Here is a 24,461-nt window from a genome sequence, read left to right on the forward strand (position 1 = left end):
GTCGCTCGAAATCGAGATGTATTCGATCTTCATCTCGTTCGGTCTATCCTCGGGAAAGTTTTTTGCAATCGGGTCGGTGAGGTCGCGCTAAAGCCTTCGGACGGATGTGTTTGCGATCGCACTGTCTGAATGTGGTTCTCGAGGCGTTGTTGCAGCAGTCGGACGCGATCGCGCTGCGGTTCGAGGTGGGGAGTCGCCCGACCGTTCGCGAGATTGCCATTGGGTTCGCTGCGATCGCTCGCCCTCAACTCGATACGTTTATATCGATACAAGATACAGCTTTTAAACAGTTAAGATCGTCTGCCTTTGCGAGTTTGTCTGTCTCGGCGCGATCGATTTTCGAGCGTTTGCTCGAAATACATCCGATCTGTATCGATTGGCATCTGTTTCCTAATAAAAAAACGACAAAAAAATACTTTTTGATTTCAATAAATGCAAATATATTTTATGAGTTTATTAAATTTATTAAGAATTTTAAAATTTTTTTGTATCGATATTTTTAACACTAAAAAATATGAAAAATCACTAATAAATATTTTTAAAATTTCCAAAAAATGCCGATCTCAAAACCTGTTTACAACAAACGATCGCAGCATTTTATATTATCTCGCCTTTAAAAAAATCAAATAGCGAGTCGAGCCATTGTCTCTTATCTTTCCGTGCGATCGCCTCGATTTCGCACTGCGAGAGACGCCGGACTGAGCTGTTCGTACTGCTCGAACGGTTGATGAATCCAAGGATTATCTCGAAGGTATTCGACGTAATAATCCGGTGCGATGTTTCCACCAGCTTTGTACCACAACACCGCCGTTCGCATCTCTTCGATCTCGTCGCCATAGCGATCGCACAACCACGCCAACACCGCTTTCAACGATTCCCCCGAATCCACCAAATCGTCTACCACTAAAACACGCCGTCCGAGAGGAGTCGAACTCATCGTCAAATGAGGGGCGATCGAAACCCGACCGCGTTCTCGTCCGTCCGCACCGCCGTAAGACGACGTAGCCAGAATCGCCAACGGACAGTCGAACAGGCGTGAGAGGATATCGCCGACGCGCAAGCCACCCCGCGCCACACAAAGGATGCGATCGAACCTCCAACCAGATTCGTACAGGTTTACCGCCAAACGTTCGACGAGCTGGTGGTATTCTGCCCAAGACACGAAAAGATCCGACATAGCTCCTTGCTTAGAAACAGATTTTTTACAAACCGATAGTACGAACTGCCGATTCTCTCGGTGGGATGTCAACCTAGCTTAGCATCGTCGTTTGTCGTCGAAAAACGAAGAAACCGGGCTTCTTCAAAAAACCCGGTTTCCATTAAATCGAAGCGGTCAAACCCACCTATTTGGTTTCAGAGAACTCCGCATCGATGACATCGTCGCCGCCGTCATCGGAGGAGGAGTCCGAAGGCGCTTCATCGCCGGGGGCTGCACCCGCCGCAGCACCGTCACCACCAGCTTGCTGGTACAGGTTGGTGCTGACCGCGTACAGGGCTTGTTGCAGCTCTTCCGTCTTCGCTTTCATCGCCTCGTCGTCGTCTTGGCTGACGGCTTCCTTGAGTTCCTTAATCAAACCTTCGATTTTGGACTTATCGTCGGCCGGAACTTTGTCGCCAAGTTCGTTGATTTGCTTCTCAGCTTGATACGCCAGCGTATCGGCTTGGTTTTTCAACTCGATGCGTTCGCGGCGTTTCTGGTCTTCTTCCGCGTTGGCTTCGGCGTCTTTCACCATGCGATCGACTTCCGTATCGGAGAGAGTCGAAGCACCCGTGATGCTGATAGACTGCTCTTTACCCGATCCTTTGTCCTTCGCGGTAACGTTCAAGATACCGTTGGCGTCGATATCGAAGGTAACTTCGATTTGAGGGACACCACGAGGCGCGGGAGGAATTCCGTCGAGGCGGAACGTTCCGAGGCTCTTGTTGTCCGAGGCCATTTCCCGTTCCCCTTGCAGGACGTGGATTTCCACATTGGTTTGACCGTCCACCGCCGTCGAGAAGGTTTCCGATTTCTTCGTGGGAATCGTGGTGTTGCGGGGAATCAGTTTGGTCATCACGCCGCCGAGGGTTTCGACCCCCAGAGACAGCGGCGTCACGTCCAGCAGCAGAATGTCTTTGACTTCTCCGGCGAGGACGCCACCTTGAATCGCCGCACCTACTGCAACCACTTCATCGGGGTTGACGCTTTGGTTCGGAGCTTTTCCGAGAACGTCTTCTACGAGTTTCTGCACGGCGGGAATCCGAGTCGAACCCCCAACCAAGACCACTTCGTCGATGCTCTCTTTGCTGAGTTTTGCGTCTTTGAGGGCGTTTTCGACCGGGATGCGACAGCGATCGATCAAGTTGGCGCAGATTTCCTCGAACTTGGCCCGCGTCAGCGTCATATCGACGTGCTTGGGTCCGTCTTGCGTCGCCGTAATAAACGGTAAGTTGATGTCGGCTTGGGTGACGCTAGAGAGTTCGATTTTGGCTTTTTCGGCCGCTTCCGTCAGACGTTGCAGAGCTTGTTTGTCTTTGCGGAGGTCGATTCCTTCAGCTTTTTGGAATTCTGCGGCGATGTAATCGACGATTTGTTTGTCGAAGTCGTCACCGCCGAGGTGAGTGTCGCCGGAGGTGGCCATCACCTCGAACACGCCGTCACCGACTTCGAGGATGGACACGTCGAAGGTTCCGCCGCCGAGGTCGAAGACGAGAATGGTTTCGTTACTCTTCTTATCGAGTCCGTAAGCCAGAGATGCGGCGGTGGGTTCGTTGATGATCCGCAGCACTTCCAGTCCGGCGATTTTTCCGGCGTCTTTCGTAGCTTGACGCTGGGAGTCGTTGAAGTAAGCCGGAACGGTAATGACGGCTTGGGTGACGGTTTCGCCGAGGTATTTGCTGGCGTCTTCGGCGAGTTTCCGCAGCACTTGCGCCGAAATTTCTTCGGGGGCGAATTGTTTCTCGGCTTGCGGACAGTCGAGTTTGACGTTCCCGTTAATGTTGAGAACTTTGTAGGTAACTTCGCTAGTTTCGTGGGTCACTTCGTCGTGACGGCGTCCGATGAACCGTTTGACCGAATAGAAGGTGTTGGTCGGGTTCATCACGGCTTGGCGTTTGGCGATCTGACCGACCAGGCGATCGCCGTTTTTCGCGTAAGCTACAACGGAGGGCGTGGTTCGGAAGCCTTCTGCGTTGGCGATGACGGTGGGTTTACCCCCTTCCATCACTGCGACGCAGGAGTTGGTCGTTCCGAGGTCAATTCCAACGACTTTGGCCATGGGTGTATCCTGTGTGTCTCTACAACTTAAATAAATGGGGTGTCGAAGCTTTTCGCGAGTCGATCGCGACCGCCGATCTCATGCGATCGATTGCAAGCCCTCAGAGGCGTCAGTTTCTCGCTCGACAAGCGCCTGTGCGAGCAAACTCTCTCTAATCGCATTTCTTTACTTTTCTATACTGACGGCGGGGGCGCTTCCCTTGAAGGCGTGTTTCCCGAACCTGTGTGAGGACGGTTTGTCATAGAACCGCCTCGATCGCGGTTGAGGTGACGGCGGGTTTGGAGAGGGGTCGTTTAGCCGTCCGACCACAAATCCTGCGAAAGTTCGGCGTCCTCTGGCGTTGTTGCGGCTGGGGACGGGGTGGGGCGATCGCTCTGACTCGGACGAAGATCGGATAAACTCACCTTCACGTTTTGAGATGGCGGGACTTTGGGCAGGGTAACGCTTAAAAGCCCGTCTCGCAAGTGGGCGGTGGCGCGGTGGGGAAGCACTTCGACGGGAAGGTCGATACTGCGCCTGTGCGATCGCGCGTGGAGTTCTGTGTAGACGCGATGTCCGTTCCGCAGTTCTCGACGGGGCTGTTGCAGGTTTCCGTAGGTTACGGTCGCCGAGAGGGTGACGCGGTTTTTCGTTACTTCCAGGTCGAGATCTTGCGGTTCGACGCCGGGAAGGAGCGATCGCAGTTCTAAGGTCGAGTCGGTTTCGCAAACTTCGACGGGAATCGAAACCGAAGGACGTAACGGGGATAGGCGATCGAATTGGGGTTGAGGGCGGACGAGAAGTCGAGCGTTCATCGGAAGCAAGCGGTTACGGTTTTGCAGTTGAGGATGTTTTCGTGTCTTTCTGTTTCTTATCCTAAAAAGCTCCAACCGCGCTTGCATTGGGGCAAACCGTATCCGGGTCGGTGGTATTTTCGCGATGGCGAAAACCGAACGTCGTCGCGATTTCTTTCAAAAACGGTTTTAAGGGGATTCGGTGTCGAACTCGAATTCAGAGCGGCGATCGCGTATTTTTCGATAACACTGAGGTGGCGTCACCGGAAGCGGTTCGAGACAAAAAAACGTCGCGCGACCTTCAGCTTGCAACAGCAACATCACGTCGGTTTCCGGGTCGTAGCGATCGACCGCTTCCAAAATCGGAACGCTGTTAAAATGATTTTGCAACAAAACGGTATCCGGTGCCGTCAACCAGGCGTTTAAAAAGGGCGCCAAACGACGCCGCGCAATAAACGACACCTCAAACGTCGCCCCCGTAGATGTGAGTTTCGGGCTGTCAGTACTGCACACCAACAGCCCCCGTCCCGAGGTTAAATACCCCAGCCAAGCGTTGTAACCGAGAACAGTTACGTTACGCTCGATAAAGGTTTGTTGCCAATTGGTTGAAGCCATAAAAAAGAGATGAGGAGAGAAGGGGTAGGGTGCGTGACGCGGCTGAAAAATGTCAAGTTTGACCGTCAAATGAGATTTTCCGCATCACGCACCGACTCACCATCACATCATCCGGTCATTCCTCACCCGGTCACCGCGATTTACCGTTAGAAGCCGTTTCGATGTCCCGACGCAGTTCCAACGCCGCACTGACCATATTGCGCGTAGCGGCGACGGTTTCGGGCCAACCGCGCGTTTTCAGACCGCAATCGGGATTGACCCAAATGCGATCGCTCGGTAAATGCTGACTGCACTTGCGAATGCTCTCTTTAAAAGTGTCCTCAGAGGGAACGGCGGGTGCGTGAACGTCGTAAACCCCCGGCCCCACCTGTCGGGGATAACCTGCATCTGTCAGTTGCATCAGCGTCTCGTTGTTACTGCGGCTGTCTTCAATCGAAATCACGTCGGCGTCCAAGCGATCGATCGCCTCCATAATGTCGCCGAACTCCGAATAGCACATATGCGTGTGAACCTGAGTTTCTGGCTTGGCGACGCCGACACTCAACCGGAACGCATCGACAGCCCAACTGAGATAGTCGTTCCACCGCTCTTGTTTGAGCGGTAAACCTTCCCGTAAAGCGGGTTCGTCCACTTGAACGAATTTTGCGCCAGCCGCTTCTAAATCGGCCACTTCCTCGCGAATCGCCAACGCCAGTTGAAACGCCTGTTCTTTGCGAGAAATATCGGTACGGGGGTACGACCAGTTCAACATCGTCACCGGGCCGGTTAACATTCCTTTGACCGGTTTGTCCGTGAGAGACTGCGCCACTTGAAACTCGCGGACGGTCATTGCTTGGGGACGCAGGATGTCGCTGTAGATAATCGGCGGACGCACGTAGCGGCTTCCGTAGCTTTGTACCCAACCGTGACGGGTGAAGGCGTAGCCGTCGAGTTGTTGTCCGAAGTATTCCACCATGTCGGAACGCTCGAACTCGCCGTGAACCAAAACGTCCATTCCCATTCCGTCTTGGACGCCGATGCAGTAGGCGATGTGGAGATCGATCTGCTGTTGGTATTCTGACGGAGTCAGTTCGCCCCGTTTGTAGCGGGCCCGCAGTTTTCGCACCGCTTGGGTTTGGGGATAAGAGCCGATGGTGGTGGTGGGGAACGCCGGAAGTTTCACCTGTTGGGAAACGCGATCGCTGTAGGGTTGCGATCGCTCGAAATCTGAAACTTTCAGCGATTCGATGCGCTGTCGAACTTCGGGTTTGGCGGGATCGAACAGACGGAACGCCACCCAGTCTTTTTCAATGCGATCGAGTCGGGAGTTGAGGCTGCGATTCTCCAGGGTTTGACCGAGAACGGCCACTTCTTCGAGTTTTTGTTCGGCGAAACTCAAAACGTTTCGCAAGGGGTCGGGAAGTTGGGTTTCGTGGCTGGCGTCGTAGGGAACGAATTGCAAGGACGCCGACGGTTGAACGCACAAGTTGCGGGTGACGGTTTGCAACTGGCGTAGCAAGGTGGTTGCAGCTTCGGGACGGATACGCCAGACGTTCCGAGCGTCCACCAAACCGACGCCGAGGCGTTTGTCGCTGGGGAATCCGTGGGTTTTGACCAATTCCAGGGTTCGACCTCGGGTAAAGTCCAAGGCGATCGCGGATACGGGAAGTTGCACCACCCAGGGATAGGTTTCTCCGAGGTCGTCGAAGTAGGTGACGAGGTGCAGGGGAATTCCCACTTGAGAGAGTTCGCCGTATGCGGTTTCAAAGGCGGTTTGCAACTCCGGGGCGTCGCTGAAGACTAAGGCGGGTTCGTGGAGTTGAACTTCTGCGATTTCGAGTTCGTTCAGTTGGGTCAGCAGTTGTTGGTAGAGGGGGAGCAGTTGGGACAGAATACTGTCAAATTCGACTCCGTCGAGGCGACTCAGGCGTAACAGCGTCACCGGACCGAGAACGATGGGAACGGTGCGTTCTCCCAAGATGGATTTGGCGCGACGAACGGTATCGAGAAAGTCGTCAAAGTTAGCGGTCGGGGTTAAGTCCGGCGTGATTTCGGGGACGAGATAGTGATAGTTGGTATCGAACCACTTCGTCATTTCTAAAGCGGCAATTTTGCCTTTTCCGCGTGCCATGGCGAAGTAGCGATCGCGTCCTTCTAGGGATCGAAATCGTTGGGGAACGAGTCCGAAACGAATCACCCAGTCGAGAACGCGATCGTACAGCGTGGCATCGCCGACGCCAATGCCTTCAATATCTGCCTCGAGCTGTGTTTTCCAATCCCGAACTTGTAAGGTCTCGAACGTGGCGAGAAGCTCAGCTTCGGATATGTTTCCTTTCCAAAAACTCTCGAGCGATTTTTTGAGTTCTCGTTTTTGTCCGATGCAGGGATAACCTAATGTCGTTGTCAGCATAATTTGCAAAGAATTGTTGATAATGGTTGACAAACTCACTTTGGAGTTTTTTGAGAATTGAGATAATAGGGGTGATGCAGTACGATCGCTGTGTTATCGAACTATTTCGAGCTTTTAAATTTGTTTCGATCTAAAGTGCGATCGCTTGTGTTCAAAGGAGAAAGCACCCGTTATCGATGCTGAATTGCCAACGAAGCATTTTCCAATTTCGGGCAATACAACTTCTATAAGGAGGTAGTGCAGTCCTGAAAATACGATCGCCCAAAGGATTTCTCGAACGAAAATTTCGTTGAGAACGTCGAGAGTCAGAAAATCGAGCTTCATTTCACCATTCACGAGCATCAGGAAGGCTTGAAAAAAGAGAAATCCACTGAAAAAACTCGTCCAAATACCTAAATAGCGATCGCGAATTTTACAATTTTCTGACGGAGCAATCCACAGAGAAAATCCAGCGATCGCGAGTCCGGTCAATCCCGCGACACCTCCCCAAATCCACCACTCTAGATCGATCGAACTTTGGCGAAACAAAACGTCGTAAAAACGATCGATCGCCCACAATCCAACGAGACTCGAAACAACCGTTTTTAACGGAAGCGTTCGACTGGCGATCGCAGAAAATGCAACGATAGGAACGTGAGGCGATACGAGACAACTCAAACTCGCCACCGTAACGAGTAAACTCAGCCACCAGGAACAACAGGTTTCTCGTTGAGAACTACAGTTTTGAGAAACCGTTTTTTGAAGGGTTTTCAAAATTTCAGATTCGTAAGTTACGACGATCGGTTGATCGTCTTCTTGAGTGGGATACGTCATCGCAAAATTTTCCTCTCTTGCACGAAGGCACGAAAATGTCAAGAGCGATCTGATACGTTTAGAACAGCCAAAAACGCACGTTTGAGATCGCAACAAATACCCGAGCGTTTAAAGGTATTTGCTCTGAAAAATCTCTCGATTTAGATACCGTTCGATTTCGTAGAACGACCCCTCAGCACCTCCCTTCAGTAAGGGAAAGATGGGTGGGTTTCCGATCGCAAAAGTGAGATGAACCCCTCGATTTACCGTTAAAAAAGCATCCGAAAAGCGCGATCGCTCGCAAAAAAACCGCTCGAATTTCTAACTCAAAAATTCCAGCGATCGCGAAATCGCGAACAGCACCCAACCGAAGAAAACGGCAGGCGATCGAATTGCCAAAACGACGCGAGTATTAGATCGAACTCACAAAACTCGGAACTTTTTTCAGTCGAACTCAGGACGATGCGATCGGTAGCGGATCGCCGAGATCGGGGGGACGATAGAGACGGTTTGAAAAGGCTAAAACTGCCATCATCTGTACCTCGCAGACGAACGTATTGACTTGGCGAACTTGGTCGGCGGGCATTCTGACTCAGAGATCGATCGACCTCTTCACAGCTGCGGGACAGCGTCGGATTTTCACCGAACTTTCCCCCTTGCATCTAACGGCTGATCCCCGTTAGAACCGAACGGATACATAATAGCACGTTCGATCGCTCGTGGCTTAATATAAGTTGAAATGTCATCTCGATCGCGCTGTTTTTTCTATCCTTAAAGTTCTTTGGAACTCCGAACTCTCGAACCGGATACTGTCGATCTCTGGTGTGTGGCGTTAGACGCCGAGAACTTCCCCAACGATCGCACCTGGGACATTCTGTCGGAAACAGAACGAGAACGAGCGTCTCGGTATCGTTTCGCTCGCGATCGCCGTCGGTTCGTCCTGGCTCGCAGTGCGTTACGCTGGCTTCTCGGCGACTATCTCGATATCCCCCCGCAAACCATACAGTTCGAGTACGGCGATCGGGGAAAACCCTTTTTAAACGGAACGCCGTTAGCCTTCAACGTCTCTCACTCTGAGGATTTGGCGTTAATCGCCGTCACGTGGAATCGAGCGATCGGTGTCGATCTCGAATACAAACGCCAAATTGACAGTACCGCTTTAGCCGAGCGATTTTTCAGTCCTCGAGAGGTGGCGGCGTTAAACGAAATTGCAGAACACCAACGCGACGACGCTTTTTTCAACTACTGGACGTGCAAAGAAGCTTATCTCAAAGCCACGGGAGAAGGGTTAGCGGGGTTGAGTCGCGTAGAAGTGACTTTGACGCCTTCACCAGTGTTGTGGACTGATTCAGAACGAACGTGGACGTTGAAACCGTTGCAACTTCGCTCGGATTATGCAGCGGCGTTAGTCGTAGACGGAGAGATCGCAGAAATCCGACGGCGAGAGTGCGATCGATGGTGAACCGTTACGCGATCGCTCGTACCGCCACTTCCAAACCCCGCCACACCTTCGCGAGAACGTCGAGATCTAGAAAATCGAGATCCAAAAAATCGAGATCCAAGGATTGGGATATGTTAAGTTAACAGAGTTTGTCTGAGAATGCCGCCGCGACCCACGCAACGACAATGACTGATTCAGAAACCTTGTACGATCTACTCCTCGACCTCGACAACCGAGGCTACAAGGCATACAAAGACATTCAAGGACAGTACGAATTTCCCAACTTCACCCTCATTATCGACTACGTTCAAGGCGATCCCTTCGCGTCGCCGAGTAAGCTGCGGGTACGTGTTCCCCAATCCGTGGCGAAATTTCCCGCCGAACTCTACAACACGCCGTCGCGACAGGTGGCGTTGCGGGACTACCTCACCCGACAGTTCGACTCGGCTTGTCACCGCGTCAGCCAACACCGAGGAACGGGGAAAAGTGGCACCATCGCTGTCTGTCGGATGGGACAGGAAGTCCTCGATCGCACCTCGGCTTATATTAACGACGACTGGCTCGAACTGCGGTTTGTCGTGGGACTTCCGGCCCGAGGACGGCGCATCCTAGGACGACAGGCGGCGTATATGCTCTGTGAAGACGTTCCCGAATCGATCGATCGCGCCTTAGTCTACGCCAATCTCGACGCGGCGGACGTTCGCCGTCACGTGGAAACTGTCGAAGATGCAGACTGGCTGCGATCGCAACTCTCCGAGAGGGATTTAGTTTCCTTCGTCGCCGACGGCGCGATCTTACCCCGTCGCAGCGGCGTCGACGATCGACCGTTGCAAAAAAACGCCGTTCCCTTCGAGTCCCCAGACTCGCTACGGGTGACGTTCGATCGACCCAACGGCGGCGAAATCTCGGGAATGGGAATTTCTAAAGGCGTCACGCTCGTCGTCGGCGGCGGCTATCACGGAAAATCGACCCTGCTGCGAGCGATCGAACTGGGAGTTTACAACCACATCCCCGACGACGGACGGGAATTTGTCGTCACCGATCCCACAGCGGTTAAAATTCGCGCCGAAGACGGTCGTTACGTGGCGGGAGTAGACATCTCGCCGTTTATTAACAATCTCCCTCAAAACCGGCCGACGACTTCGTTTTCGACGGAAAACGCCAGTGGAAGTACGTCTCAGGCGGCGAATATCGTCGAGGCGTTGGAAGTCGGCGCTAAACTGTTACTGATCGACGAAGATACCTCGGCGACGAACTTTACGATTCGCGATCGCCGAATGCAGCAGTTAATCGCTAAAGAGAAAGAACCGATTACGCCGTTTATCGATCGCGTCCGCCAACTTCTCGAAGAACGGGAGGTTTCGACAATTTTAGTGATGGGAGGAAGCGGCGATTACTTCGACGTGGCCGATACCGCGATCGCGATGACAGAATTTCTCCCCAGCGACGTGACCGAAGAAGTCCGTCAAATCGCCGCCGAATTCGCCACCGGACGCCAACCTGAAGGCGGCGAGGTGTTTGGAGAGGTGCGATCGCGCGCGATCGATCCCGAGAGCATCGATCCCAGTCGTGGAAAGCGATCGGTGAAATGGCAAGCTCGCGACATCGACGAAATCGTCTTCGGAACGGAGAACATCGACCTCTCGGCGGTTCAGCAACTCGTCGATACGGGACAGTTGAGAGCGATCGCCGAAGCGATGGTATATCTCAAACAAGAATACGCCGACGGCCGCCGAACCTTAACCGAACTCCTCGATTTAATCTTCTCCGACATAGAAAACCGAGGTTTAGAAGTCTTATCGCCGTTCCCCCAAGGCGATCTCGCCGAGTTTCGCCGCTTCGAGTTCGCCGCCGCCTTAAATCGTCTGAGAACCCTTCAGACACGGTAGCGTTTGGAGCAAGGGAGAGGGGGAGAGGGGGAGAAGGGGAGAGGGGGAGAGCTGATAAGGCTATGACTTTTACTTAGGAGGTATCGAAAGCCAAAGAAGCCCCAGGATAGGGAGAAGTACGGTGGCGTCCCCAACTCAAGGGAAGTCCTTGAAAGAGGCGGACGACAAAAGAGATACAGCCAAGGCGCCAACAAGAAAGAGTTCTCGGTCTGAGGGTCGCGGCGGCCAGACCGGTCGAGTCAGAGTCAGTCCGAGGGGAAGTCGAAGGCTTTTGGGAGTCTTCCCGACAAGCCCCTTCGGTGATGAGCCAAAGTAAAGCCACAGACATGGCCAGCCAAAGACACTCAGCCCGGTGAGGATGAGTCAAACGGGTGCGTTGCCAATTAAAGCCATCGCTCTTGAGATCGCGATAAGCCGCTTCAGTCCAAGAGCGAAAGCCATAAAAGGCAGCCGAAGCCGATTGAGGTGAGGCGTCACTCAGCAACAGCCAAGGGTCTTTGTAATCCTCGTCCCATCGGGCTAACAGGGTACAATCGAGAGGATTTTGGCGAAAGCAGCGTACCGGTTGACTAAAACTCTCACCAACTCGAACCACTTGCTCGAGAGGTTGCCAGTCGGCGAGAGTTTCCCCCGAGCGCACTTGGTAATAGCCTTGTGAGTTAATACGTAACAAAGGATGCCATCCCAGAGCCACAATTTCCTCATACAGCCAACAAGCATAGAGTCCTCGATCGGCCAAAACCCAAACCCTGACCGACTCGGGAACCACTCCGCTCAAGCGACGGAGCAAGTCTTGCCACAGGGGCTTCCAGGGGTGTTTCTGGGAAGCTTTCACGATTTTCCAGGCCACGGGAATGCCACTGCCGCGATAGAGTACGTTGAGTGACAAGACGATAAATTTTTGACCGATATGGGTCGCATCTAAGGCCAGGAACAGGTCGTCGCTCTCTCCTAATAGCTCTAAGACCCACTTCAGCAGCGGCGCGAAACAACTGGCTACATCTAGCTCAGCATATTTACGACCGTAAGCTTGGCGTTTTTCTTTGTACCACTGTTGTAGTCTTTGACGTACGTTGGTGAATTTTTCCCCGTTGACTTGGGCAATACACTCTGACACTTGAGTCAGACTTGAAGAGCGACTCATCATCATGCCAAAGCTCCAGGTGGCTAGCCCTGATACTTGTGGCAAGGAAAGATTCGGAAAATGACGACTGACTTCTTGCGACCACTGTTTGAGGTAAGCTGAGTTGTATTTCATGGCTTCTCCTAAACGAGTCTACGGCTTTCTCTTTGTCGGCTCTTTCTCTCTCTCTTACAATCATAGCCTTGTCAGGAGGGGGAGAGGGGGAGAAGGGGAGAGGGGGAGAAACTGTCAACTGTCTCCACTGTTCACTGCTCACTGTTCACTGCTCACTGTAAAAGGCTGGCGACTGGCGACTGAAACACTGTTCTCCGTTCCCTCTTCCCTATCAACTATCAACCCTTTCCCAATCGTTCCGAAAGATAGTTTGCGGCGGCTTCCGCCATAGAAATCGAGTCTTCGTACATCATACGAGTCGGCCCTAGGAGACTGACGCTTCCGACGGGATGGGAACCGCGACGATAGGTAGCAGACACCAGGGTACAGGTGCGAATGGGTTCGAGGGGATTTTCCGAACCGATACGGACGTTGACTCGTTTTCGGGTGGTGGTGGAGTCCGCTGGCTCGAACACGAGGGGAAATAGCTGTTCCGGTTCGTCTTCGAGGAGGTGCATCAACGGCTGAACCTGTTGCAGTTCGGCAAATTCTGGCAATCTCAAAACGTCGGCGATACCGCTGATGGCGATGGGAACCACCGTCGGGGTTTGCAGCCGCCGCACTAAATCGGAAAAGAGGGTTTTCAGGCTGTCGGCGTAACGTTGAAATTCGCGATCGAGTTCTCCCCAATCGAGATCGGCCAGATCTGCAATCGGCCGTCCCCGTAACTGCGCGTTGAGGAAGTTCGAGAGGATTTGCAGTTCGCGATCGAGCAGTTCGGAGTCAGGATAGCTGTTGTCTTCGTCCTGTTGCAGCGTCACCAACGTCGATTGGGTTTCGTAAACGTCCGTCACCGCAATCAGCATGATTTGACCCGGATCGACTTGAATCAGTTGTAGGTGTCGCAATTGCGCGATTTGAGATTGCGGTAACGTAATTAAGGCGATGTAACCGCTCAATTTCGAGAGAATCTGAGCCGCACCGCGCAGCAACGCTTCGAGACTCCAATTATCCCATTGCAACTGCTGTCCGAGTAATTTTTCCGTGCGTTCGGCTCGACGCTCCGACGGCTGCATCAGGCGATCGACGTACACGCGATATCCTGAATCCGATGGAACTCGTCCGGCGGAGGTGTGCGGTTGATACAACAATCCGGCTTTTTCGAGCAATCCCATACCCGAGCGAATGGTCGCCGAACTGACGCTGAGGTTGTATTCCTCTGCCAACGCCTTCGAGCCGACGGGTTCGGCCGTAGCGACGTAGTGGCGAACAGTTGCCCAGAGAATATGTTGTTGTCGCGCAGTTAACTCCACTGGCCCAAACATCGAGGTCAAATTGTCGTTTTTCACAACGGTTGGTTAGACGGCGTGCGATCGCAGATTAGGGAAGTTCGATCGATTCGATCTCTTGACGGCATATGGTTCTTAACATGATAAACCGAGAAATTCGGCGATGGCAGTTCAGGGCGAACGATTAGCAACGACCGAATTTTAGAGACCCTTGTGGTGTCTGCCGGCAAAAATTTAATTAAATTTTTATAATCTCAGTGAAGATCTGTAAAGACTCGGTGAAAACGATCGCTGACGGTGTGAGGAAAATGTAGGGTTGGCTCACCAGTCACCAGTCACCAGTCACCAGTCACCAGTCACCAGTCACCAGTCACCAGTCACCAGTAGGGAGATGGGGAGGTTTCAGATCGTCCCCTCATCTGGTCATCCCATCATCCCCTCATCCCATCATCGATCGACGATCTCCTTTTGTTCTTTGTACAATTGCTTGAACTTACGCTGCTGGACGCTGTGATCCACGATGGGGGCGGGATAGCCGCAGGCTTCGCGATCGAGCGGTGAAATTTTTCCCGTCACCAAATCCGCCGTATCCAGCGACGATAACTCGGGCAACCACTGACGAATATACTCCGCCTCGCGATCGTATTTTTTCGTCTGCGTGTAGGGGTTGAACACCCGCATCGGTTTCGGGTCCATCCCACTGGAGGCACTCCACTGCCAACCGCCGTTATTGGACGAGAGATCCCCGTCGATCAAATGCTGCATGAAGTACTTCTCGCCCCACCGCCAATCGATTATCAAATCTTTCGTCAGAAAACTGGCGACGATCATGCGACAGCGATTGTGCATCCAACCGGTTTCGTTGAGTTGGCGCATGGCAGCATCGACGATCGGATATCCCGTGCGTCCGTCACACCAAGCTTGAAAGCGTTCTTCGTCGTTGTCCCAAGGGAAATCTTGCCAGGGCTTGCGGTACGGCCCCTCTGCCAGTTCGGGGAAAAAGTACATGACCGTTTGATAGAACTCGCGCCATGCTAATTCTTGCTGCCAAGTCTCGACGTTGTCTCGAGCTTCGTCGCTGCGGGCTTCTTCCCAAACGGCGGCGGCGGCAGCCCAGACGCGGCGAATGCCGATCGCGCCGAATTTCAAGGCGGGACTGAGGCGGGACGTTCCGTCGGAAAAAGGATAGTCCCGTTGTTCTCCATAGTCGAGGAGGGCGCGATCGATGAAGTCTTCTAATTGTTCTAAGGCGGCGTCTTCTCCCGGTTCTAGAATTAACGGCCCGTCCCAGTGAAAGCCGAGTTCTTCGGCGGTGGGAAGGTCGATCGCCCCGAGTTTGCGCGTGAGGTGGCGTTCGTCTTCCGTCAACCCCAGCAAGTTTCGTGGCGTCTGAACGGGTTGGGGTTTCGGTTGGCGACTCCAGTTTTTCCAGTAGGGGGTATAAACGGTGTAGGGTTTGACGACACCCGACGATCCGGTCAACACCTCTCCAGGCGGGTGAAGCAGTAGATCCCAAAAGGTCGATGCTTCGATTCCCCTGTCTTTCAAGGCTTCGGTTACGGTGCGATCGCGTTCCTTGGCGTAAGGTTCGACATCTCGGTTCCAGTAAATGGCGGTGGCGTTGAGACGCTCGGCTAGTTCGGGCAAAATCTCGACTGGACGGCCACGAAACACCAGTAATTCGCTCCCAACGAGTTCGTAGGATTGTTGTAGCTCTTTCAGGCAGCCGATTAGGTAACTAACGCGAACGGAAGCGATATCGTCGCGCTCTAAAATCTCCGGATCGAGGCAAAATACTCCCACGATCTTGGCACTGCGATCGAAGGCTCGAGCTAAGCCGATATTATCCGAGATGCGTAGGTCTCGGCGATGCCAAAATAAAATCAAATCGCTCATATTAACTGAATTGAATATGTTAAAAAAATTGAGACGGTATCCCCTGTAACAATCAACTTCGCACGACCGTTTAAATATTTATTGTACCATTTATCTATCGAGAAATTATCCGTATTTTTACGCACAGACGATCGAGGAATCTACATAAGGCATCGCGAAATTTGCGGCATTTTCAAGTCTCTTTCTCGATTACATCCGTATTTTTACGCAGAAAATCGTACAAAAACAAAGCCCCAGCAAATCTGAGGCGTTATAGCAATTTAATGAAAAAAAACGATAACCACAGCAAAAATGCAACCTTAAGAACCCACAGAGCGCGTCAAAAACGGTTTGGCTAAGAAAAAGCTCGAAATCGATTTTGCATCGACTGGTTCTCCTTCCAAAATCGCTTTTTCGAGTTCTTCCGGCGCCATCAAAACCACCTCTATATCTTCATCTTCATCTCGATCGGGGCACACCTCTAACTTTTCTAAGCCCAACGCTAAAAAAGCATAAATAATCTCGTCTGAATATCCTGGTGCGAGGATAAATTGACCCAACTTTTGCCAAGTTGTCGCACGATATCCCGTTTCTTCTTCAATTTCTCGTTGAATGGTCTGTTTGGGATCTTCGTTCGGTTCGACCGTTCCAGCGGGAAACTCCCAAATCCGACGGCACACGGCAAAACGGTACTGACGAACTAAGACTAACTTGCCGTCTGTCGTGACGGGAACTGCGAGCGCCCCACCGGGATGGCGAACGCATTCCCAATCTCCTTCAGCACCGTTCGGAAGGCGCAAGCGATTGACCTCGAAATTAAATTTACGGCCGGAAAAAAAGAGACGTTGTTGGAGAATTTGCGGAAGTTCTTGACCGAGAGACATGAAAACCCCATTTTTACGGTACGAATTGTCACCTTATAACAGGCGCACGTCGGAACAGTCTACCGCTTTCAGTAAATCTGTGACAGACTGACCCGATACCGGATCGAGCCAATGGGGGGCAACGTCTGCTAGAGGAACCAAGACGAACGCGCGATCGCGGAAACGGGGGTGAGGGAGTTGCAACTTCGGCGTGTCTGTCACGCGATCGCCGTAAAAAATCAAATCTAAATCCAAGGTACGCGGTCCCCAGCGTTGGCGACGAACGCGATCGAACTGCACCTCGATTTTCAACAGTACGTCGAGGAGTTCTTCAGGAGACAGCGTCACCTCGGCCACGACGCAACCGTTGAGATACTCCGGTTGAGGTGGTCCGACGGGTTTCGTTCGATACCAAGGCGATCGCACCACTTCCGCAATCTGGGAATGTCCGAACAATCGGGTTAAAGCACCCGTCAAAATCCCCAACGAATCACCTAAATTACTGCCGAGTGCGATCGCCGCTCGCTCTGCCATGAACGCCTAAAAATCCTTTTGACTCATCCTTTCACTGCACCAGCAGTCAACCCTTGAACGATTTTACGCTGGAAGAACAACACTAACACCACCAACGGCACCGTTCCCAACACCGTCGCCGCTGCGATCGTGCCGTATGGAATCTCGAAAATCGACGCTCCCCCCAATTGCGCTGCTGCCACCGGCAGCGTTTTCATCTCTTCGACGGTGATAAACGTCAGTGCGAAAATAAACTCGTTCCACGAAAAAATAAACGTCAAAATTCCCGTCGTCACTAATGCTGGCAACGTCATCGGTAAGACGATTTTTAATAACATTCCCACCGTTCCGTACCCGTCTACTTTTGCCGAATCTTCCAAATCTTTCGGAAGTTGCTGAAAGAAACTTCGCATCACGAGGATCGTCAGCGGTAAATTAATCGCCGTATACGGGACGATCAACGCCAAATAATTATTTCCCAAATTTAGAGCTTTGACCAGTTCCAGCAATCCCAAGAACAACAAAATATAGGGAAATAGCGTAACAATTAAAACTCCCGTCAAAATCAATTGACGCCCTGGAATTTTCAGCCGAGCCAAGGCATACGCTGCCGGTGCGCCGAAGCCCAAACAGAGCAATGTCGATGTAAACGCCACAAACGCGCTGTTGAAGATATAGCGTAAAAACGGCCGTCTCGCGAACAATTCAATATAGTGATTGAGGGTTAATTGGTCGAAAGACGGAAAGTAAACGTTAGGAATTGCGACGATCGCCTCGTTCGTTTTTACCGACGTTAAAAACTGCCACAAAATCGGCCCCAAACTAAACGCGACCACCAGAAAAACCGAAACTGGTAAAATCAGAACTTTCCAAGAAAAGCCGCTCGTTTTTTTAGAAGATTGCGTTAAAGTCATCTCAAATCCTCTGTCTTCTCTGTGTCTGGTGTGGTGCAGAAAGTTCCTAAATATCCACCCCTGCCGACTTGCGAACCTTCTCCAACAAATAGAACGTAAACGCCACCACCGCGATCAGAATTAAAAACGTTACCACCACCAACGCCGCACCGTAGCCGAAGTCGAGATAGCGGCGCACCGTACTGTAAATATAGAGCGAGACCATTTCCGTCGCCCCGGCCGGGCCGCCCCCCGTCATCACCTGAATCAAGTCGAAGACGCCAAAGGACTGGGCGAAGCGAAACAGAGACGCGATGAGGATTTGCGGCATCAACAACGGGAGCGTAATTTGACGGAAACTCTGCCAGGGGGTCGCCCCTTCGATCGCATGGGCTTCGTAGAGATCTTGAGGGATCGACTGCAACCCCGCCAACAGCAAGATACTGACGAACGAGGTGGTTTTCCACACGTCCGCCACAATCACCGACACCATGGCCAGGGTAGGATTTCCCAACCAATTAATCCCCGTGTCGATGAGTCCCAACCGCATCAAAATATCGTTGAGAACCCCGTATCGATCGTTAAAAATCCACGTCCACGCCAAAGCCATGATGGCCGTGGGGAGCGCCCAGGGGATAATGGCGATGGTGCGAACTGTGCCGCGACCGCGAAACGAGCGATCGAGAACCAAGGCGATCGCCATACCGAACACGAGTTCTAACACCAACGCCACGACCGTAAAAATCGTGGTGTTGACGATGCTGTTCCAAAACGCCCCGTCTCCCCAAATTCGGGCGTAGTTACTCAAACCGCTAAAGACGGCTTCGAGTTCCGTTCCCAAATTTTGCGTAAACAAACTCAGCCAAAACGCCCGTCCGATAGGATAGGCGTAGACGAGGAGGAGAATTAACAACGCTGGCGTGACGAGAACCCATCCCGTCAAGCGCTGTCTGTCTCGGATGTTGCTTCCACTCATAAAAACCTGTCCTCGAGTAATCGCTGGCGATCGACCTTTAGCACTTTACGGTTTAACGTCCTAACAAGCGTCGCGTTTCTTCAGCCGCTTTTCGCATCGCCTCTTCAGGACTCAGGCGATCGGTCAGTGCCGAGCTGAGGTATCGTTGCAGGATGTCCGACGCTTGGGCATATTGGGCGATGGGCGGACGCAATACCGACTTTTCCTGTACTTCTAATAGTTGGGGATAGTGAGCGTATTTAGCCACGATATCGGGATCGGTAAACAGCGATCGCCGACTCGGAACGTATCCCGTTTCTAGAACGAACTGTTTTTGCGAAGCTCTGCTGGTGATAAACTCGATAACCCGCCAAGCCTCTTCTGGGTGTTGGGTGGTGTTCACCATTCCCAAACCCCAACCCCCCTGACACGCACCGCTACCGTGTCCGGCTTGATGAATCATCGGTTTAATAGCAATTTTGCCCGCAACCGGGGAATCGTCCGCGTTCGCCAGCGTCCAGACGTAGGGCCAGTTTCGCATGAAGGCCACTTTCCCGTTTTGGAAAAAGCGTCGGGCTTCCTCTTCCTGGTAGGTAGTAACGCCGGGAGGTGAAATGCCGTTTTCGAGGGTGTTCGTCAGAAAATCGACCGCCGCGATCGCCTCGGGCGCATCGAGTCCCACATCTTGAGTCTCGGGATCGATCCAAAATCCGCCAAAGCCTTCGAGGATTTCGACGAACATGGCCGACAAGCCTTCGTATTGTTTTCCCTGCCAGACATAGCCCCACTCCACTCGGTCGTTTTCCATCAAGGCTTGGGAAATGCGGTTTAAATCCTCGACCGTTTCGGGTGGCTCGAATCCTTCCGCTTCGAGGAGATCGGTGCGATAGTACAGCATTCCGGCATCGGAGCGAAAGGGAATGCGATACAGTTTGTCGTTATAGCGGCCGCCGTTAACGTCTCCGTCGATAAATTCAGAGAGTTCTTCGTCCGAGATGCGATCGCTCAAATCCGTCAACCAACCCGCAGCGGCGAATTTTGGCGTCCATACGATGTCCATGTAAACCAAATCGTAAGGAGAATCGCCCAGCAAAAACGAAGACGTGTAAAGATCTTCAACCAAATTGCTGGCGTTGGGGCCTTCGACAATATGTAAATCGATGTCGGGATTCTGTTCCTCGAACTCCTCCACGATCGATTGCCACTGAGCCGCTTCTAACGCCTGCATCAATACGTTAACTTTAACCGGTCGTTGGCTAAAGGCGAGATTGTGGATTCCCAGAACGAGAACCAACGCGATCGCAGCAACCGCCAGATAAAATCCACCGTTGCTTCGCAAAAAATTCCAAAATCGAGATAGCGATCGAACAGTCATTGATATCGTTTTTCGCGAACGACATTGCCCATCTTATGCTGTTGTTTTAGCAATCTTCGCAGCAATGCCTTGTGCTTGCTTGCCCTCTAGTGTCTCATCATCTTCCCATCTCGTCATCTGACGATGGCAGGTGAGGAGATGTATCGCGATGAAAAGTAATGCTGCTTTTGCGTTCGACCTCTTATCTTTTTGCACACCGTCATCGTTAGAATGCAGCACTACCGACAAGGGATTCGCCCTCAATTTGAGTCCTCAATGCTGACGGAGAAACGTAGTCTGAGTGCGATCGCTCTGCTCGCAAACTCCTGATTCGAGAGAATTGCCCTCGAAATGGCGGCATAGAATGGAGGAGATACTCGATATCGTATAGCCTTGGAGACTGGAGCGGTTCCTGATGGAGAATCGTAACAAACTGCTGGCTGAACTTCAGAACTGGGTTAAAACGAGTGATGGACGATCGCTGGTCGTTCACTTTGTCGAGCAGTATGTCGAGCAGCGTGGAAAGTACAACGTCAACATCGGCGAGGGGTCTGGAGTCTCAATTGGGGATACGCTCGATCGCCTCGACACGAGCGTGTTGGTCGAAATTCGGGATTTGCTGCGATTGCAGCTTCCGCCTCCGCCTCTAGACATCAACTGGCCGGAAGTCAGTCGAACGCTGCTAGAAGAACGGTTTCAGCTCACCACGAACCTGATGACTCGAGGTGAGGATATTGCTTACCAAATCGAGCAGGTCTATGTACCGCTGGGATTGGTGGAACGGAAGAAAGTGCCTCGCCGCAAAGAGGACGTACCTCCAGAACAGGGGTCAGAACTCTATCGGGAAGGTGGGAAAAAAGAGCGATCGCCTCGCGATCCTAAGCTAAAGCAGGAAGAGGGAAAAGAGCGATCGCCTCGCGAATCTGAGCAGGAACAGGAAGTCGAGATTACGAAACGATACGAACACGAAGAATTTCTGAAACAAGTTTTACAACAAGGACAGAGTCCCAAGAGTCAGGGGAAGCGGCTTGCGATTATTGGCGAACCGGGAGCGGGAAAGACAACTCTACTTCAGCAGATTTCCCGGTGGGTATCGACCCAATTTCCAGACTCGATCGCGATCTGGGTTTCCCTGACAGAGTTGCAAGGCGACACGCTGGAAACCTACTTGGAAAACCGATGGCTGCAACGGGTGATTCGTGAAGCAGGCGGAGCGGACGTTTCTCCAGCCGACAAACAACACTTTGCGGCTCAGTTCGAGCGGGGACGGGTCTGGCTGCTGCTGGACGGCTTGGATGAGATGCAGGTGTCTGGCAACCCGTTAAGTGAAATTCAACGTCAAATGCAAGAGGGAGGATGGTTGCAACAGGCTAAAATTCTCCTGACCTGTCGGTTGAATTTGTGGGACGGCGATCGCAATGCGTTAACTGGCTTCGATACCTATCGAACTTTGGAGTTTTCCTACCCGGAGCAGGTGGAGCAGTTTGTCGAACGATGGTTTTCGCCACGGGGGAAAGCCGATTTGGGTCAAGCGCTGTGTGCTGCACTGAAAGAACCGGGAAGGGAACGCATTCGCGATCTGGTGAAGAATCCCTTGCGGTTGACTTTGCTGTGTTTCAGTTGGTATTTGCAGCAGGGACAGTTGCCGGAAACCCAGGCAGAGTTATACGAACGGTTTGTGAATCGTATTTATGAATGGAAGCAGGAGCAGTTTCCGACGACACCGGAGCAACGGAAGCAATTGAATCGAGCCTTAGCAGAACTTTCTCGAGATGCGATCGATGACGTAGGAGGTCAGCAGACTCGGTTTCGACTGCGTGAGAGGTTTGTGAAACGTTATCTGGATCGATCGCTGCCAGAAGAGCGCAAAACGCTATTCGATCTGGCAATGGAAATTGGTTGGCTGAATAAAGTTGGAGTGGATGCAGACGACCCAGAGCAAGCGGTGTATGCTTTCTACCACACGACTTTTGAAGAGTATTTTGCTGCTTTAGGCATCGGTGATCGGCACTTTTTCCTAAATCATATCCCCAAAAATCCATTCAAAACAGGAGCAAGCTATCGAATTTTTGAGCCGCAGTGGAAGCAAGTTTTTTTGCTGTGGTTAGGGCGTAAAGATATAGGTAAGTTTTCAAAAGATGCGTTGATTCACGCAATGGTGACGTTTAAGGATGGGTGTAAAGGCTTTTATAGCGATCGCGCCTTTTTGTTAGCTGCGGAGGGGATTTCTGAGTTCAAAAAGTACACCCATTCGGATAATGTCATGAATCAGCTCATGCAATGGGCGTATGGTAGTTATAATTTTTTACAACAAGCTTGGGATAATTTTTTTGATGCAGGTAGGGTAGAATACCGAAAAAAAGCTGCAAAAGCTGTTCTTAGTAATACAGATTTTCAAATGGCAACACGGGAGTTAATTCGACTGCTGGCTACTGCTCAGAATCAATATACTCGTAAATGGGCAGTCTTTAACTTAAGTGAAATTAGTCCAGATCGTGACACAGAAATTAGATTGCTTATACCTTTGCTAAACTCAGCCAAGAATAAATTTACTCGCAGGGAAGTTACTACACGCTTAGGTCAAATCGAGCCAAACAACAAAATGGCAATTGATGCACTTTTCAGATTACTAGACACCTCTCACGATCGAGACATCTGCCAAGAAGCCATTAAGAGCTTGGGGCAAATTGGCAGGAATAACAAAATGGTAATTGATGCACTGACTAAATTGCTCGTAACCTCTCGCGATCGAGATATCTGTAAGGAAGCCGCTAAGAGCTTAGGTCAAATCGATGCTGCTAAGAGCTTGGGTCAAATCGGTAGGGACAACGAGATGGCAATTCAGGAACTTGTACGACTGTTAGATTCTACTTGTAGTGAAACCATCCGCTGGGAATCCGCTAAGAAGTTGGGTCAAATCGGTAGGGACAACGAGATGGCAATTCGGGAACTTGTACGGCTTTTAAGTTCTACTCGGAACGAAGCTATCCGTAGATGTGCCACTTATAGCTTAAGCCAAATCGGTAAGGACAACGAGATGGCAATTCAGGAACTTGTGCAGCTACTAGACACTACCCAGAATGAATTTACCCGCTGGAGCGCAGCTTATAGCTTAGGCCAGATCGGTAAGGACAACGAGATGGCAATTCAGGAACTTGTGCAGCTGCTAGACACTACCCAGAATGAATTTACCCGTTGGAGTGCTGCTTATAGCTTAGGCCAAATTGGGAGGGATAACGAGATAGCAATTCGGTTAGATACTACCCAGAATGAATTCACCCGCTGGAGCGCAGCTTATGGCTTAGGTCAAATTATTAGGGTAGATGAAATTTTAATTTGGGAACCGACACGTCTGTTAATAACCACTCAGGATGAATATATTCGAGAGAAATCTGCCACGCTTTTAAGTGAAATTAGCAGGGGAGATAAGACCTTAATTCAGTCACTGGTATGGCTATTAACGACCACTCAGGATAAATATATTCGTAGGAGATCTGTCACGTTTTTGGGTGCAGTCAGCAGGGACAATGCAACGGCTGTTGAGGCACTAGCCCGGTTACTAGATACCTCGGGTGATGAAGACACCCGTTGGAAGGCAGCCGAGAGTTTGGGACGCATCGGTGCGGGGAACGAGACGGCCATCGGGGCGCTGGTGCGGCTCGTCGAGACCTCTCGCGATGCCTGGGCCCGCGGGGAAGCAGCCAAGAGTTTGGGACGCATCGGTGCGGGGAACGAGACGGCCATCGGGGCGCTGGTGCGACTGGTAGAGACCTCTCGCGCCTCTACCCTTCGAACAGCAGCCGAGAGTTTGGGACGCATCGGTGCGGGGAACGAGACGGTCATCGGGGCGCTGGTGCGGCTCGTCGAGACCGCTCGGGACGAATACACCCGCCGGGAGGCAGCCGAGAGGTTGGGTCAAATCGACCCCGGAAACGAGATGGCGATCGCGGCGCTGGCGCGACTGGTCGAGACCTCTCGCGATGCCTCTACCCTTCGAACAGCAGCCGAGAGTTTGGGACGCATCGGTGCGGGGAACGAGACGGTCATCGGGGCGCTGGTGCGGCTCGTCGAGACCGCTCGGGACGAATACACCCGCCGGGAGGCAGCCGAGAGGTTGGGTCAAATCGACCCCGGAAACGAGATGGCGATCGCGGCGCTGGCGCGACTGGTCGAGACCTCTCGCGATGCCTCTACCCTTCGAACAGCAGCCGAGAGTTTGGGACGCATCGGTGCGGGGAACGAGACGGCCATCGGGGCGCTGGTGCGGCTCGTCGAGACCGCTCGGGACGAATACACCCGCCGGGAGGCAGCCGAGAGTTTGGGTCA

The 24,461-nt window shown here is 52.1% G+C and carries 20 protein-coding genes and 1 riboswitch; of the genes, 3 read left to right on the forward strand and 17 right to left on the reverse strand.

The features are described 5' to 3' along the window. Positions 1 to 29: 29 nt before the first annotated feature. The 8 genes from GEI7105_RS37040 to GEI7105_RS40425 all read right to left on the reverse strand — a co-directional run bounded on the left by GEI7105_RS37040 (position 30) and on the right by GEI7105_RS40425 (position 8,412). Positions 30 to 272 (reverse strand): hypothetical protein, encoded by a 243-nt coding sequence (locus tag GEI7105_RS37040; protein WP_144053740.1) that lies wholly within the window; start codon positions 270 to 272, stop codon positions 30 to 32. 377 nt (positions 273 to 649) lie between these two features. Next, positions 650 to 1,177, reverse strand: a complete 528-nt coding sequence (locus tag GEI7105_RS0109850; RefSeq protein ID WP_017660309.1) for a phosphoribosyltransferase — start codon at positions 1,175 to 1,177, stop codon at positions 650 to 652. A gap of 166 nt (positions 1,178 to 1,343) precedes the next feature. Continuing rightward, on the reverse strand, positions 1,344 to 3,257 hold the full coding sequence (gene dnaK / locus GEI7105_RS0109855; protein WP_017660310.1) for a molecular chaperone DnaK: 1,914 nt from the start codon (positions 3,255 to 3,257) through the stop codon (positions 1,344 to 1,346). 293 nt (positions 3,258 to 3,550) lie between these two features. Next, positions 3,551 to 4,051, reverse strand: a complete 501-nt coding sequence (locus GEI7105_RS0109865) for an Hsp20/alpha crystallin family protein (protein WP_017660312.1) — start codon at positions 4,049 to 4,051, stop codon at positions 3,551 to 3,553. Between the two features lie 168 nt (positions 4,052 to 4,219). Then, positions 4,220 to 4,645: a hypothetical protein gene (locus GEI7105_RS0109875; RefSeq protein ID WP_035492903.1), complete on the reverse strand. Its 426-nt coding sequence runs from the start codon at positions 4,643 to 4,645 to the stop codon at positions 4,220 to 4,222. Positions 4,646 to 4,775: 130 nt separating this feature from the next. Next, positions 4,776 to 7,034 carry a 5-methyltetrahydropteroyltriglutamate--homocysteine S-methyltransferase gene (metE, locus tag GEI7105_RS0109880; protein WP_035492904.1) on the reverse strand — a complete coding sequence of 753 codons (2,259 nt, stop codon included), beginning with the start codon at positions 7,032 to 7,034 and terminating at the stop codon, positions 4,776 to 4,778. 114 nt (positions 7,035 to 7,148) lie between these two features. Next, the gene (locus GEI7105_RS0109885) at positions 7,149 to 7,847 is read right to left on the reverse strand and encodes a hypothetical protein (protein ID WP_017660316.1); all 699 of its coding nucleotides are present in this window, start codon (positions 7,845 to 7,847) and stop codon (positions 7,149 to 7,151) included. A 433-nt stretch (positions 7,848 to 8,280) separates the two neighbouring features. Further along, complete coding sequence (locus GEI7105_RS40425; RefSeq protein WP_281166982.1) at positions 8,281 to 8,412, reverse strand: hypothetical protein; 132 nt, start codon at positions 8,410 to 8,412, stop codon at positions 8,281 to 8,283. Continuing rightward, positions 8,387 to 8,531: riboswitch (cobalamin riboswitch) on the reverse strand. Its footprint overlaps the gene before it by 26 nt. 76 nt (positions 8,532 to 8,607) lie before the next feature. Here GEI7105_RS40425 and GEI7105_RS29865 point away from each other — a divergent pair. Then, on the forward strand, positions 8,608 to 9,288 hold the full coding sequence (locus GEI7105_RS29865) for a 4'-phosphopantetheinyl transferase family protein (protein ID WP_017660318.1): 681 nt from the start codon (positions 8,608 to 8,610) through the stop codon (positions 9,286 to 9,288). 164 nt (positions 9,289 to 9,452) lie between these two features. Then, positions 9,453 to 11,156 (forward strand): ABC-ATPase domain-containing protein, encoded by a 1,704-nt coding sequence (locus GEI7105_RS0109905; protein ID WP_017660320.1) that lies wholly within the window; start codon positions 9,453 to 9,455, stop codon positions 11,154 to 11,156. Positions 11,157 to 11,229: 73 nt separating this feature from the next. Here the strand turns inward: GEI7105_RS0109905 and GEI7105_RS0109910 are convergent, their stop codons facing one another. From GEI7105_RS0109910 to GEI7105_RS0109950, 9 genes are all read right to left on the reverse strand, one after another. Then, entirely contained in the window at positions 11,230 to 12,414 is a 1,185-nt protein-coding gene (locus GEI7105_RS0109910; protein WP_071591958.1) for a transposase, read from the reverse strand. A 218-nt stretch (positions 12,415 to 12,632) separates the two neighbouring features. After that, complete coding sequence (hrcA, locus tag GEI7105_RS0109915) at positions 12,633 to 13,718, reverse strand: heat-inducible transcriptional repressor HrcA (protein WP_026097557.1); 1,086 nt, start codon at positions 13,716 to 13,718, stop codon at positions 12,633 to 12,635. 411 nt (positions 13,719 to 14,129) lie between these two features. Next, a complete protein-coding gene (locus GEI7105_RS0109920) occupies positions 14,130 to 15,578 on the reverse strand; it encodes an FAD-binding domain-containing protein (RefSeq protein WP_017660322.1) in 1,449 nt (482 codons plus the stop codon). Positions 15,579 to 15,877: 299 nt separating this feature from the next. Further along, complete coding sequence (locus GEI7105_RS0109925) at positions 15,878 to 16,441, reverse strand: NUDIX hydrolase (RefSeq protein ID WP_017660323.1); 564 nt, start codon at positions 16,439 to 16,441, stop codon at positions 15,878 to 15,880. Between the two features lie 33 nt (positions 16,442 to 16,474). Continuing rightward, positions 16,475 to 16,954, reverse strand: a complete 480-nt coding sequence (folK, locus tag GEI7105_RS0109930) for a 2-amino-4-hydroxy-6-hydroxymethyldihydropteridine diphosphokinase (RefSeq protein WP_017660324.1) — start codon at positions 16,952 to 16,954, stop codon at positions 16,475 to 16,477. A 23-nt stretch (positions 16,955 to 16,977) separates the two neighbouring features. Continuing rightward, positions 16,978 to 17,847, reverse strand: coding sequence for a carbohydrate ABC transporter permease (locus GEI7105_RS0109935; protein ID WP_017660325.1), 870 nt, complete (start codon positions 17,845 to 17,847; stop codon positions 16,978 to 16,980). A gap of 46 nt (positions 17,848 to 17,893) precedes the next feature. Continuing rightward, positions 17,894 to 18,802 (reverse strand): carbohydrate ABC transporter permease, encoded by a 909-nt coding sequence (locus tag GEI7105_RS0109940; protein ID WP_017660326.1) that lies wholly within the window; start codon positions 18,800 to 18,802, stop codon positions 17,894 to 17,896. Positions 18,803 to 18,854: 52 nt separating this feature from the next. Beyond that, entirely contained in the window at positions 18,855 to 20,156 is a 1,302-nt protein-coding gene (locus tag GEI7105_RS0109945) for an ABC transporter substrate-binding protein (RefSeq protein ID WP_017660327.1), read from the reverse strand. A 33-nt stretch (positions 20,157 to 20,189) separates the two neighbouring features. Further along, the gene (locus tag GEI7105_RS0109950; RefSeq protein WP_017660328.1) at positions 20,190 to 20,375 is read right to left on the reverse strand and encodes a hypothetical protein; all 186 of its coding nucleotides are present in this window, start codon (positions 20,373 to 20,375) and stop codon (positions 20,190 to 20,192) included. 175 nt (positions 20,376 to 20,550) lie between these two features. On the opposite strand from GEI7105_RS0109950, the gene GEI7105_RS29870 reads away from it, so the two are divergent. Next, the coding region (locus GEI7105_RS29870) for a HEAT repeat domain-containing protein (protein ID WP_051044132.1) at positions 20,551 to 24,461 on the forward strand (3,911 nt) is incomplete at its 3' end.

It is taken from the genome of Baaleninema simplex PCC 7105 (genome assembly GCF_000332355.1).
GTDB lineage: Bacteria > Cyanobacteriota > Cyanobacteriia > Cyanobacteriales > Geitlerinemataceae > Baaleninema > Baaleninema simplex.